Annotated in this window: 9 protein-coding genes; all 9 read right to left on the reverse strand. The window is 39.7% G+C overall.

Going from position 1 to position 14,064, the window contains the following annotated elements:
- Positions 1-12: 12 nt before the first annotated feature.
- The 9 genes from IUY40_RS13825 to IUY40_RS13865 all read right to left on the reverse strand — a co-directional run bounded on the left by IUY40_RS13825 (position 13) and on the right by IUY40_RS13865 (position 13,829).
- Positions 13-5,400: an N-6 DNA methylase gene (locus tag IUY40_RS13825; protein ID WP_195737452.1), complete on the reverse strand. Its 5,388-nt coding sequence runs from the start codon at positions 5,398-5,400 to the stop codon at positions 13-15.
- Positions 5,387-5,824, reverse strand: coding sequence for a DUF1896 domain-containing protein (locus IUY40_RS13830; RefSeq protein ID WP_195737453.1), 438 nt, complete (start codon positions 5,822-5,824; stop codon positions 5,387-5,389). Before IUY40_RS13830 ends, IUY40_RS13825 begins: the two co-directional genes overlap by 14 nt.
- 23 nt (positions 5,825-5,847) lie before the next feature.
- Complete coding sequence (locus IUY40_RS13835; RefSeq protein ID WP_195737454.1) at positions 5,848-6,726, reverse strand: ORF6N domain-containing protein; 879 nt, start codon at positions 6,724-6,726, stop codon at positions 5,848-5,850.
- Positions 6,726-8,813, reverse strand: a complete 2,088-nt coding sequence (locus tag IUY40_RS13840) for a type IA DNA topoisomerase (RefSeq protein ID WP_195737455.1) — start codon at positions 8,811-8,813, stop codon at positions 6,726-6,728. Before IUY40_RS13840 ends, IUY40_RS13835 begins: the two co-directional genes overlap by 1 nt.
- Positions 8,814-8,819: 6 nt before the next feature.
- Positions 8,820-10,271: a DUF3945 domain-containing protein gene (locus IUY40_RS13845; protein WP_195737456.1), complete on the reverse strand. Its 1,452-nt coding sequence runs from the start codon at positions 10,269-10,271 to the stop codon at positions 8,820-8,822.
- A 79-nt stretch (positions 10,272-10,350) separates the two neighbouring features.
- Positions 10,351-10,665, reverse strand: coding sequence for a helix-turn-helix domain-containing protein (locus tag IUY40_RS13850; protein WP_195737457.1), 315 nt, complete (start codon positions 10,663-10,665; stop codon positions 10,351-10,353).
- A gap of 244 nt (positions 10,666-10,909) precedes the next feature.
- Positions 10,910-11,752, reverse strand: a complete 843-nt coding sequence (locus IUY40_RS13855; protein ID WP_195737458.1) for an RteC domain-containing protein — start codon at positions 11,750-11,752, stop codon at positions 10,910-10,912.
- Between the two features lie 184 nt (positions 11,753-11,936).
- Complete coding sequence (locus IUY40_RS13860) at positions 11,937-12,788, reverse strand: AraC family transcriptional regulator (protein ID WP_195737459.1); 852 nt, start codon at positions 12,786-12,788, stop codon at positions 11,937-11,939.
- 327 nt (positions 12,789-13,115) lie between these two features.
- Entirely contained in the window at positions 13,116-13,829 is a 714-nt protein-coding gene (locus tag IUY40_RS13865; RefSeq protein ID WP_195737460.1) for a hypothetical protein, read from the reverse strand.
- Positions 13,830-14,064: the final 235 nt, after the last annotated feature.

Consider the following 14,064-nt stretch of genomic DNA (forward strand, 5'->3'; position numbering starts at 1 on the left):
CTGGCAATATTATTACATTTTTTTTAAAGCAAGGGGAGCCAGAACATTATTGATTTGAATAGTTTCTTGCTGTTCTTCAACCATTTGCTCCTTATTTTCGGGAGCAATAGACAATTGTATTTTTCTATCAACAGCAGCCAATTCTGTTTTCAATTCACTAAGCCTGCTTTCCTTTGTCCATGTACTGTTTACCAATTCATGCATTACGGGCAGGTCTTTTTGCAGTTCGATAATTTTTTTTTGTTCCTGCTCAATATAGCCCGGCAGCTTTTCCAGAGCATTCAGGAAATTCATAGCCGCTGTTTGCGGATCTTTAGCTATGATGCCATTATTATAAGTATACTTGATAATGCCTTCGCCCTGAACCAAAAATCGATTAATCTTTAGATCCATACCCTCTTTTTCCGATATTTCAGTTTTTACTAATAATGTAAAACCGTATAGGCTACCAATCTCTTCATACTGACCACCTGTGCGGGCTTTCTCCGCAATTTCGTTAAGCTTGGTTCCAATCTGTTTCATATCTGCATTCGGTAATAAGCCGTCAAGTTTAACCGGATTTGCAATAGTACCATCTGAATGCTTTTGAAAGCGTTGCTGCAGGTTTCCCAAATCAAGGGTCATTCTCTCCAGACGCGATTTCGCAGACTCCAGTGTTGCGGTAATATCATCCAGCTTGTATTTTGAACTGTACTTGGAACGGTTGAACGCCTGCTTCTCACTTTCCAATCCGGCTACCTGTTTTTCCAGCTTTGCTTTTTCCAAAAGATCCGTATTTCCAGAAAGGATAGCTACATATTCAGAGAAGTTCATACCTGACTTTTCATCCATGCTGCCTTCATCAATGGTACGTTTGCCCAGATTGTTGTTCTTCAGCTGGTCAATAAAAAGCTGTTTATTGTAAAGCAGGTTGAATTTATAGCTGTCCAGTGATTTTTCTACTGCATAGATAATCACATCAACTTTGTTATCTGCAAAGAACTTGGCAATTTCGTTTCCTTTTCGTACTGCCCTTCCGTCACGTTGGGCAAGATCACTTGGTCGCCAAGGCGTATCAAGATGGTGAACTGCAACAGCTCTTTTTTGTGCATTTACACCTGTTCCCAACATATCGGTTGAGCCAAACAATACCCTGATTTTTCCTTCGTTCATACCATTGATAAGCTCTTTACGTTGCTTATCATTCTTGCCTTCCTGTATAAAGCGAACTTCATTTGCCGGAATACCATGATCTTCTACCAGCTTACGTTTTATTTCCGAATACACATTCCATTCTCCGGGTTTGTAGGTTCCCAAGTCTGAAAACACGAACTGCGTTCCTTTCTGTGCATTAAATCCATTATAGTATTTAGCAATATTGGCAGCACAATGAGAAGCTTTGTTATCAGGATGGTCATCATATTTACTACTGACCATTCGCATATCGAGCGACATCTTACGGGCGTAATCCGTCGCAATCAACATTTTGGCTTTCTCTTCACTCTGCGACAATGGTGCCCTTCCCAACAATGTTCCATTTCCTGATTTGGCAAACTCCATAAGCTTTTTGATAAAGTCTTCCTGATCTGGCGTAGGTGGTATATTGTACAGTACTTCATTCTTTTCAGGACGGTCAATCCCGATATCGTTAGCAGTCCGGTAATCTGTGATTTCCGAATAGAATTGTGCCAGTTCCGGCACTTTGATAAAGTAACGGAAGCGTTCTTTCTGTACGATATTGTTGGCTACAGAAAATTCATAATCTGTCGTTTTCCTTGCATAGATAGCTGCCCAGGCGTCAAAACAATTGATACCCTGTTTTTCTAAAGCTTGTGGCCGAAGGTATTTGAATAAAAGATACAATTCGGTTAGTGAGTTGCTGATGGTCGTACCCGAAAGAAAGGTTGCGCCTAAATCTTTTCCGGTACGCTCCTGTATGGTACGGATGGCAAAAAGCAGGTTGATTGACTTTTGACTTCCCTGCATATTGCCCAATCCGGCAACCCGCTCATGACGCGTATTGAACATTAGGTTTTTAAAACGATGACTCTCATCTACCAGTAAATGGTCAATGCCCATCATCTTAAAGTCCACTATATCGTCTTTTCGATTTTCAATATCGTGCTCTAAGGTTTTGAGTTTAACTTCAAGATTCTGTTTTCTGATGATCACCCCTTTAAGCATTCCCCTGGAGATTTCATTTCCCTGTGCTTCCAAAGCCGCAAGGTTATCCTGCACATTATCGAGTTCCGTCTGCAGAATTTCTTTTTGCATTTCGGGTGATTGAGGTATCATGCCGAACTGTTCGTGCGTGAGTATCACACAATCCCAATCGTTGTTTTTAATATCGCCGAAAATTCTTTGTCGCTTTTGTGGTGTGAAATCTTCTTTTCCGGGATATAATATCTTGGCATGCGAATAGGCAGTCCTATAAGTTTCTGCAATTTCATGGACGTTGGCTTTCAAACCCATAATCATAGGTTTATGTACCATTCCCAAACGCTTCATTTCCTGTGCGGCAATACACATAATGAGTGTTTTTCCTGCACCCACTTCGTGATCGCAGATGGCACCTCCATTGAGTTTTATCATCCAGACAGCATCTTTCTGACTGGAATAGAGGTCGTCAATACCCAATGCTTTTCTGTCCAGTCCAGGGAATTCTTGGTGACTTCCATCATACTGCGGACGTAAAAAGCAATTAAAGGTATCGTTGTACTGATTAGTAAGCCTATTTCTAAACTCATCGTTTTGGGCATGAAGCCAGTCGTTAAAGGCGGTGCGAATCTCATCGATCTTGGTGTTTGCCATCTGTATGGCTTCCATATCCCGCACTTTTACTTCCTGGTCGCCAACAATGATCTTTTTAGTTATATCAGGAGTAGTATTAACCAGTGCGTGTTTGATAAGTGCAATACCGTCATAGGTACGGCTTTGTGATTTTACAGCATATTTATCCCATATATGCACATTCTTCTGGTCGCATTTTATGTTGAAATCATCACTACTCTCGGAATAGTGGATACGCACCTCAGTATCGAAAAGTTGCGAAGAGAAACGGGAATAAATACCTGTTGGTATCCAGCGCTCGCCCAGATTAAAATCCAGTTCTTCAAATTCAATACGTCTTGGCCGGGCCTCTTCCAAAGCAGCAAGGCTTAATTTGGCTTCCTCATCAGCAGGACTGTTTTCCAGGTAAGCTTTTACTTCCTGAGCTTTTTCGACCACGTTACCTGCTATCCATCGCTCTGATATTTCGTATTCCTTTTGAAGGGGATTGTAAAAAATTCTCCCGTGCAATGCTTGCTTCAAATCGTCGGTAGAAATACTGCTTATAACGGACATATAATCCAGATCGACATTACCAAATTTATTTAGTGATGCAGCTAGCGCTTCATCGGGATTATCCGTTGCCAATGTGGTGATGGAAAAGCTAACGGGACGATGGAATATATCCGCTTTGTGGATTACACCGCCAACAACGCGTTCCAGATAAGGGATTTCCCTGCCTGAACTGTCTGTTTTGATGAGTTTGATATTTTCTGCAGTGTTCAGGTTGCCATACTTTTTTACAAAGGCATCGTATAATCTATTGAGCTTGTCCCTTTCATCATTATGTTGGGTTTGTAGCTGGGCTTCTTTTTGGTAAAGATCAAGGTAGCTATCACGCACAGCAATATAAGCTTCGGTTCTTGCTTTCTGTAATGGAGATAACTGCAAGGGATGAAATATTGCCTGCTGCTTATCACTTTCAAAATCTTTGAGATAGCCAACCCAGCCCATATCCATCACAAGGCAATCGCTACGGTGAAAAGGCTTTATTTCTTTGGAGTAAATTGCAGGTTCCGGAACAGTGTTTCTTGCGATTGCCGTTTGAACCTGACCATTTTCAGTTACTGTAGAAAAAAGATCGCCAATTTCTACCTGTTTGTCGCTTGGTTTATTTTCGTTTTTTGGAGTGTTAGAAGCTGTTCGTGCATATGTTTGTGGCATCAGGGTACCAAACATGTCTAACTGCTTCCCCCCTACACTTCTATTTCTTTTACCTCGTTGTTTTTTAATCTTAACAGGAACATCAACGGTCGCTGTTTCTCCCATTTCTTCAAACAGGTCATAAATACTTAATTGCTTATCCTTTTTTTCTGTAATCCCATTGCTTGTTACCGGTGCAGAGAATAGTTGTGTTTCCGCTTTACTTGTTACTGGTTCGGTAACGGGAGGTGCTGGTTGTTGCGCTATGGGAGTTTGTATATCAACTTCTATGTTCCTTTCGCCTTTGTATAATCCCATATCGAGCCGATTGGATAAATCTTCCATAAGTATCCGTTTCAAATCTTTAGCTATACCTTCTACACCGTCTTTGTGCATATAGATATATGCTGGCTTCCCGTAAGCATCAGTCTTTAAAGCACTCTCGGTGTGAACAATTCTTGTACTATCCTGAAACAAACCATTATCAAATGTATTATGCTGCGTCAATCTGCTTTGGCAAAACAATTCTTCCGCTTCGGTCAAACTTTGCTTCTCTGTGTTCTTTTGAAGTATAATAAGGTCGCTGCCGACTTCCGTTCCCGCATAATCGGTAAACAGGTTATTGGGCAATCGGATGGCTGAAACTAAATTGTTATCGCGCATCATTGCCTTGCGAATGATTTCATTATTCGGGCTGTTGAGGACACCTTGTGAAGTGATAAAAGCCAATAAGCCCCCATCACGAAGCATATCGGTTCCTTTCAGAAAAAAGTAATTGTGGATGCTTCGGGCAGCCTGTATTTTAAATGTATCTTTGCTTCTGGAATAAGAAAGATCAAATACAGAAGTGTCACCGAAAGGAATGTTGCTGGTTATTATGTCATAGCTGTTTTGTTCTCTTTCTGGTATTTCTTCAAAACCATTAACTCGGATTGTATTCTCGGGATAGAGCTGCTTTAAAATTTTACCGGTGAGCAAATCTTTTTCATAAGCAGTAACCTGTGCCACATCTTTTTCTGCAAACGATTCAATAAAAGAGCCGATACCTGCAGAGGGTTCAAGAATTTTTTGGAAGTTTATGCCGGTTTCTTTCAAGGAAGTAGAAATGGCATTAATTACGGAAGGAGGGGTATAAAATGCAGTAAGTACGGAACTACGCATGCTGTCCACATAACTGCGGTATTGCTTTTCATCAATAGTATTTTCTTTTAAAAGCTTGTGCAGTTCTTGTGTGAGTGGAAACAGTTCGTGCTCGGTTTTTCGCCAATGGTTGATGTCTATCGGGTTTTGGGCAGGGTTCAATATGAATTTAAGGCCACCAAATCCGCTATATTGCATCATTAGCAGCCTTTCGCCTACGGAGGCTTTGCGGTTCTCCTGTTCCAATTTAAAAGCAATTCGTAAGGCATCAATATTCTTTTGGAGATGTTGACGTTTATTGAAGCCCATTATCTTCTATCCAAATAGCTATCGTTCCTGTGAGTTCCGTATAGAGCAGGTCAAACTCCGCGGTGTACGCAAAGTCATCAGTCAATCTGTAGTTGGTAAAAACGGATTGGCAAACCCTAAGCATCTTCAATGCAAACGGGCGTAATTCTTCATCTGCCATTCTTGTGTCGAATTCGTTACAGACTACTTGGAAAATAATGTCAAACCTGGAGAAGTGCAATCCTTCAAAAAGAATGTAATCTGCAATGTGGTCGCATTGACTCGGTGAGTTACCTGCCAAAAAAGCACCTTCATAGCTATTCGCTGCCCAACCTGAACGCTGGTCAATAAATTTAACATCGTGCGCTTTTTCAGGAAAGCTTGTATTCAATAGCTCTTGTAATCGCAACCTGAAATACGACAGATTTTTGTTTGGTATATCCATATTATGTTTTGTTTAGAATTTGGCTAAATGGCTAAAATCTGGAGCATTCTTCCAACCTCAATATCCATTCTGGAAAAGGCAAACCATTTTTTGCCTAGATCTTTTAATGATGCTCCAATATGATAGAGCTCTGTGTTATCAATAATTAAAAAACGGTCGTGTGCATCGGAGAGGGTTTCAACCTCAACCGGAGGATACTGACTGTTGTATCGCTGTAAGTCAAGCCGCAATTGGCTACTGATCGTTTTGGTGTAGATTGTCGCTGTTACGCTATCGTTGCGTTTGCCCAATAAAGTGAGTACCGTTTCATCCACATAATTATCGATGAGAATAATGGACCTTTGGGCATTACGTATAATACCCGATACAAGAGCATAGGCATCAAAAATTTGTCCGTTATAGAAAACACCTCTTTCGCTGTGCGGTTTATCATTTTCCAGTGCCTTAAAAATCTCTTCAAATTTTTGGTCAGCTTCCAGTTGTTTAATTTCAATCTTATCCAGACGATGAAATAAAGAAGCATTGCTGATAAGCATCTTTCTCATTTCTACAAAGGCTTCCATAATTTCGATACTGACCTTAATGGCAATTTCCGAACGGAGTATGGCAGAGGCCATTGCAATTCCTTGTTCTGTAAAAACATAGGGAAAGTAACGTCTTCCACCGTAGCTTAAACTTGAGGTTCCAAAGTGGAACCTCAAGTTTGCAACCTGCTCTTCGGTCAGTTGAAAACAAAAAGAAGCAGGAAACCTTTCAATATTTCTTTTTACGGCTTTGTTGAGGTTCTTTGTTTCCACTTGATATAAAGAAGCGAGGTCACTATCCAGCATCACCTGCTTTCCACCTATGGAATAAATCAGCTTATGGATTTCTTCAGGATTAATGACGGGCTTATTCTCCATTACTTTTTACGGATTTTATTTTTTTCAAATTCAAAAGAGGTTGTACAATCCTCATTCAATACGATATAAGCGTCGAATTCCTTTCCTGCATTGCTTTTCATTCCTTTAATAAGCGAGGTTCTGCCTTTAGTGACAAGATTTTCAATATCATCTATGCTGACCAGCACTCCGCAAACATTTCGGAACTGTAACCAGTTGCATGTTTCGTCCGTGCATTTGATAATTTTATCCCTGATAATTAAGTCCTGTTTTTTACATTTCGGGCAGATAAGCGCAGCGAGATTGGTTTGTACAATCGAAGTTTGCAGCAGTTCATTGGTAATCGACTCTGCATATGTTTCTATCTCTTTTTGAAAAGCCCCGGAATCAGTTTCGTTATTTTCGATTTTCTGCAAAGCCAATTCCCACTGGGCGGTCATCGCTACATCGGCAATTTTCTTGTTCTTAACCAGTTCATACACCTGCAATCCTTTGTCTGTAGGTAGCAGGGATTTCAATTCCCTTTGGATATAATTACGGGCAAAAAGAGTTTCGATAATGGAAGCTCTAGTAGCTGGTGTACCGATACCTATGCTTTGTAATGCCTTGCGCTCTTCCTGGTTTTCTATTTCCTTTCCGGCACTTTCCATAGCCGATAAAAGTCCTGCTTCAGTATAAAGTATAGGTGGTTTGGTTTTCTTTTCCAGAACTGAGGCATCTTTTATTTTAAGTTCATCACCTTTTTTGAGTTCGGGCAATTCCTGCACAGCTTCAGTATCATTATCAGAAAAACTGCCTTTGATGGAACGCCATCCTGGTTCAAGTATCCTACAGCCTTTCACGGCAAAATCGTAATGCAAAACCTGTAAAGTAATATCGGTTATTTCTTTTGTGCAGGTCTCAGAAATTGCTTCCAATAGTCGAAAGGCAATCAAGTTATAAACTGCATTTTCCTTTGCCGGTAATGCCGAAGGGATTTTCTCGGTAATCAACAGTCCATGATGATCGGTAACACGCAGGTCATTGACGATACGTTTATTGAAATGTCCCCATTTCACTTTGGCTACCGTATCCTTATAGTTTTCCATAACCTGCAAAACCCTGATAAGATTGGGAATTTCTGCCCACATGTCTTCAGGAATGTATTTACTTCCGGTACGTGGATAGGTAATAAATTTCTTTTCATACAGGCTTTGAGCAATGTTCAGGGTTTCTTCAGCGGACAGGTTCAGTTTTATATTGGCTTCTTTTTGCAATCCTGTAAGGTCAAACAACAAGGGCGGCTGTTCACTTACGGTTTTTATTTCGATGGAACTGACCAGAGCTGTATTCCCATTTCTTTCGATAGATTTTAAGATGTTTTCTGTTTGCTTTTTATCTTCCCATCGGTTTTTGGAAATGCTTTTAAAGTCTTTGAACTCCTTTGCGTGTGACAGTTGTATCTGCCAGTATTGCTGCACTAAAAAATTCTTATTTTCCAGATAACGCCTGCATATTAAAGCCAGCGTAGGTGTCTGTACTCTTCCGAGCGAATAAATACCATTGTCTGCGACAATGGAGAGTGCCTGTGAAGCATTGATTCCTACGACCCAGTCGGCACGACTCCTGGCTTGTGCAGCTTGATATAATGCGTCAAGATCACTTCCGGGTTTCAGGTTGTTAAAGCCTTGCCTGATTGCTTTTTCAGTAAGCGAACTGATCCATAAGCGTTCAAAGGGTTTGCTACATTTCAGGTATTGGTAGATATAACGGAATATCAATTCACCCTCACGGCCGGCATCGGTAGCTACAATAATCTTTTCACTTTTGTTAATGACCTGCTCAATTATTTTTAATTGTTTTAGCGCTCCGGTATCGGCTGTATACCCTTTGTCCTTTTTTACTTTTCTTACGGTCAGTAAAAAAGGATCGGGCAATATTGGCAGGGATCTTTTCTGAAATCCTGTAATGCCGTAATCTTCCGGCATTCCCAACCCTACTAAATGACCGAATGCCCAGGTAACAAAATAACCGTTACCGGTCAGATAGCCATCTTTTTTTTCGGTAGCCCCCAGCAGTCGGGCTATTTCCCTTGCTACACTGGGTTTTTCTGCAATAACTGTTTTCATAGCCCTTTATCTTTTAAGTCCTTTGGATTTAACAGGTGCTTCTTGTTGTTCCTGTTCATCCTGTTGTTTTTTGTTATCGGGATTTGTTTGTCCTGATTTCAAAGGCTCTTTGATATTCTTAGTCGCCTCATTGGTTGTGCCTTCAGAATTAACCGCTGTCTGCGTTTTATGAGCTTCTGTGGGTTTTGCCTGCTCCTTGATCTTATCCGGGTTTTGAAATGAGAAATCTGTTTTATTGGTTTCCTTGTTGAAAGTGATATAGCCATTATATTCTTTGCCTTTCTTGTCCACAAGTCCACTGACATAAATAGTCTGGCCGTCCTTGAACTTTTGATATTGGTCATTGTCCAGCTCCTTATCCCTAAAGATTTTTGGAGCTTCGTGCGATTGATTCTGTTGATTTCCTTGATCCTGTTTATTAGAGTTGCTCCTGTCAAAGAGAAACTCTACAAAACGTTTATCGGCATTGTACTGTACCGTCGCATCAAACGCAGCTCCTTTCTTGGATATCATTCCTTCTATGTAAAGTGGTTTGCCTTCAAGCAAAGTCCGCTTCTGGTCTTCATTTAGTTTTACTCCTTTTATTTCGTCAGGAATTTTTATAAATTCGGTTCGAAGTGCTACCAGTTCATTGGTCAGCCTGTCTACACTGATTACGGAGGGGATGATTTCGTTTTCTTTTTTGGGATTGGTAAGATTGACCACACGACCCATATTACCTGTTTTTAGTAGGTTTTCTTTATCTTCTTTACTAAACTCGTGACCGAAAAAAGCATAATTCAGGTTAGGTTCTTTGCGGATGCCATGAATGGCTACCACTACCTGCCCATCTTTTTCCTGAAGAGATAAACGGGCATCCATGCGGGTGACCGCAGTACCCAGATTAAGACTGACAGGTACAAGTTCATTGGTCTTGTAGCCTCTGAGTAGCGGATCAAGCAGGTTCATTTTTTCAAGTTTCTCTTTGCCGAGTCCAAGGTTGTTCATGGTTTCCCAATCGATCTGTTCCGGTTTGTAGCGATATTCACTTGTTTCTGGTGTTGTTTGTGTTGCTTCCATATTGTTTTTATTTTCTTGTTTATAATCCTGACCATCTGCCACTTTCACTTCGTGTTGCCTGATCAATTTTTCACCCTCCGGTGTTGGATGATTTACTTGTTTCTGTATTTCCTTTGCCGTATCAACTGCAAGAAGTTCTGGAACTTTGAAAAAGGAGAAGTTGGTAGGGTTCTTCAATTGACTGAAAAAATTGGAGAAGAAGTTGGAAAAAACATCACCCTGTTTATCTACTCGCATAAACTGGTTCTGATTCTTCTTTGTAGGTTCAACTGTTTCCAGCTTTCCATTTTCATCAATGCCTTTTACAGCCATTATTTTCATTTTCTCTTTATCCAGTACCAATATTATATCCGACAACTGTTCAGGTAGTTGTGGTTTATCTGCATTTTGCTCGCTCATAGTCTGAAATTTTTAAGTTCAGCCCCGAAAGTAAAATATGCGCTCATTATTCTATTTTAACTGGCATCCATTGGCATTACTAGTCACTCGTTGCCTTTTGCTTTTTAGGCATGGAAGACGTAAAGCTTTCTCTGACAAACTGGTGTACATCTGAGAGCTTATAGTAAATTTTTCCACTGATCGTGTAATATGGAAGCTTCCCTGACGAACGGTAACGCTGCAGGGATCGTGCACTTATTTTTAGCATTTGCAAAATATCCTGATTATCCAGCAGCTCTTCTCCGTCAATTCCGGTATGTTGGTTTTTAGCTCCTCTCGCCAATTCCATAAGGATGTCGAACCTCTCCATGATTCGCTCCATCCAGGCCATAAATTCCATTCTGTCAATATTCATAATCTTTCTTTTAGGTTCAACACCACAAAATTGACACAGTAAAAAAGTATTTTCTGCCAAGTCTTGCCCATTGACAGACCCTGTTTTTTTTATGAACAGTTACATATAATTCAATAAAATATAAGCCGAATAATAAATAAGCATACGAATTATCCCACTTGGCAGCCCTTGCCAATTGGTCTATATGGGCAAAAAAAAGCACTGCAATAGCAGTGCGTAAAGCCTATGAGTGATTAAAAAAATCTTATTGTTCTTTATCCATATATTGCTCTAATGACATTTTCAGATGATCCAAAAAGGATGTTCTTGTTCCGGCCCTGTCTTTCATCCGGTGAAAAGAATGATGTACGTCGCCGAGCGGTACACGAAAAAGTATTTGAAAGACCAGGGTCATTTTGCGTATTCCAATCTTTCCATGCGATATCACTCCTGAAGCATGCAGCGCATAAATCAGTTCAATGAGTGCATTCTTAGAGTCTGTCCAGAAAATTTCTTTGGCAGAATCAGGATTTTGCATTAATGATCCGTAGCTATCATCAGGATTTATTTTAGTTATCAAATAGGAATAGATAAGCTCATTTGCAATAATTCGGGCTACTTTGGAATCGTAATACGTCGAAAATTGATGGTCTATTTCAAAGACATAGCTGTTTAGCCCGTCCTTGTAATTAATTTTTCCCCGCGTAAAATACTCATCATCCCGGTCATTTCTACCTGATCTGTAATAGCGATAAAAATGTGATTCGCAAATATCTTCTTTAAATTCCTGTTTGAGTAGCTGAAGCTGGCTGGTGAAAAATTTCTGGTACATTTTTCCGTTTTTCACAGGGCAGGCAGTTTCAATTCGGAATAGTTTATTATAATAAATCAGCTGACCCAAAATTTGTGGCTTAATATTGCGAAAGAATTCTATTTCCTCTGCCTCATTTTTAAATCCTTCTTTTAAAACATATTCCCGGGTAGTGTGCAACAATTCTTTTAGGTACAATGTCATTTGGGAAGCCTCGTCAATAAGATGTGAAGTCTCCAGCGAAACTTTATCCTCTTTACGCTGGATTTCGGAAATAATTGCATTCAGTGATTTCATAGACATGATTTTAATGCAATATCTTTTGTCAAGACAGCAGGCGCTATAGCGACAATTCCTGTACCTAAATTATATATGAGCTTAAAGGAAAAAAAGGCGATTGTACATGCAAAAAACAGTCAAGAAAAGATATTAATGTTTTGGATTTAGTGTCATAGTATGGGGTATGGTAAAGGAAACTAAATTAATGCCTTAGCTTCAGGCGATATTGGGTCGGCGAGAGTTTTGTATACTTTTTAAAAAAGATGCTAAATGATGGTAATGTTCTAAAGTTAAGTTGTTCGGCTATATCTGTAATGGAAAGATCATCGTCAGCCAGTAATAAGTATGCCTCTGAGACAATTGCCATCTCTATGAAATATTTGGCAGACATTCCTGTAATACGACGCACAGCTTTACGCAAGTGCCCCTTGCTCACAAATAAAGAATCTGCATAAAATTTCACATCGTGATTTCCTGTACTGTACTCCTGTATCAGATCGATAAAATCCATAACAATTTTTTCTGTCCGGCTATAAATCGCCAATGCATTTTCGTCTTTTTTATAATAGAGCGCACTGTACTCATATAGTATGAGATTAAGGCAAAGCAAAACCATCTCATCCTGAAAAACACCATACTTGTTGATGAAAATCTTTTTCTTTAGCAGTTCAGCCAACTGTATCATGTGCTGCATCTCATCTTTTGAAAGTGAGAGTACAAAACCGGACTGGTTGGTTATGACTCCTAAATACCCGCTTCCATACCTTGCAATCCTGTTATTAATTGCAAATGCAATTGTACAGGATACCAGATAAAATCTTACCGGGGATACGATTGTTCCCGCTTTAGCAAAATTAGGGACAGCATAAAGTTGTCCTGTTGATAGTCGGACTGTAGAGGAGCCGACAATAAAATCTATTGTTCCTGATACCATCAGAATCATAGAAAACCAGCCGGGCTTCAAAAGTGCATTACATGCTTTTACAGATTTATATTTCGAAAAATATAGCACTTTTAGTTCCTTCGACCAGATATTATACGTTTGAATTTTCAAGATATTGTCTTTTTTTAGATTTAACTGTAGAAGTCATTGAAATTGATTGCAGTTTGAAAACTTGCCGTCAGCGATCTTTGGTAATTCTGGCAAATAGCGCGACAAACACAAATAGTAGATTTAACACTATAGTGACAAGAAATAGACTCAGGAAATCAGAGAGATTGAAACAGTGAATCTTCTCAAGGCTGAGATAACCTATTTCATCATAGCTCATAAAATCTATGATGAAGTATAGGTTAGCCAGATTAATTACAAGGAGAAGAACGCTTAGAATAATGGCAATTTCCCGCTCATAAACTACTAATATGTAATCAATCCAATTCATTATTGTGTGATATTATTATTGTGACACAGCCCAACAGTTAGTGCCATTTTAAGTCCCAAAACCATACACTCTTCTGCACCTGAAACCGCAGCAGCAATTTTAGTAACACCTGTTTCCCAATCTTTATCTTTTCGCTTTTCGCCGTAAATTGAATATCGGGCAACCGAAGTAGTTGTCAGGATTATGCGTTTATCGTCACTTGTGAATTCGGTATTGCTCAGAATACCCGCCTCATAGGAAATTATCATCGAGTGAATATCCTCATATGGATCATCGGAAGCCAGCACCAGAGAATTTACAAATGTCAGCAGGCTGGTTTTGGCATTTACTCCCAAGCTCGACACTGCCAGAACATCGTCGATGGCATTGTTGCTATTGACTATCCATATGATATCTGATACCCTGGTTGACAATGTAGCATTACTCGATAATAATACCAACTCAGGAGGGTACACGGCTGAAACTGAATCGATCAAAATAGCGATCTCTTCGACGGATTGTGAATTAAAATTGGTCTGCTCCAGAGTTTCCAGGATTTCATTATGAATGCTACCTGCGATATCGAAAGGATTTGCAGTATTATCAGGTCCGATATCGGTTTTTTTTGCACTACCGGTCTTGTGTGCAGTTTCTATAACTTCGCCTGTATATTCTTCTGAGCAGGCAATTGTAAACAATGGCAAGATTGCCAGACATAATTTTAAATTTTTCATGTGTACATTGAGTTAAATGTGACTGATTACTTTTTTTTCGTCAGTTCATTTTTCACCCGGGGAAAGCTGAACGAAATCTGAGAATTAATCCAGATTTTTTGCTTTGAATTCAAAGCCAAAACTAAAGGCGATAACTGACTCCCACAAATGGTTGTTTGGACATTTTCAGCATTATGACTGTCATTTTTCGGAAAATCGACACACTATTTTTGCACATTGCTTTTGTAGGTTTTTC

It is taken from the genome of Flavobacterium sp. ALJ2 (assembly GCF_015594725.1).
Taxonomy (GTDB): domain Bacteria; phylum Bacteroidota; class Bacteroidia; order Flavobacteriales; family Flavobacteriaceae; genus Flavobacterium.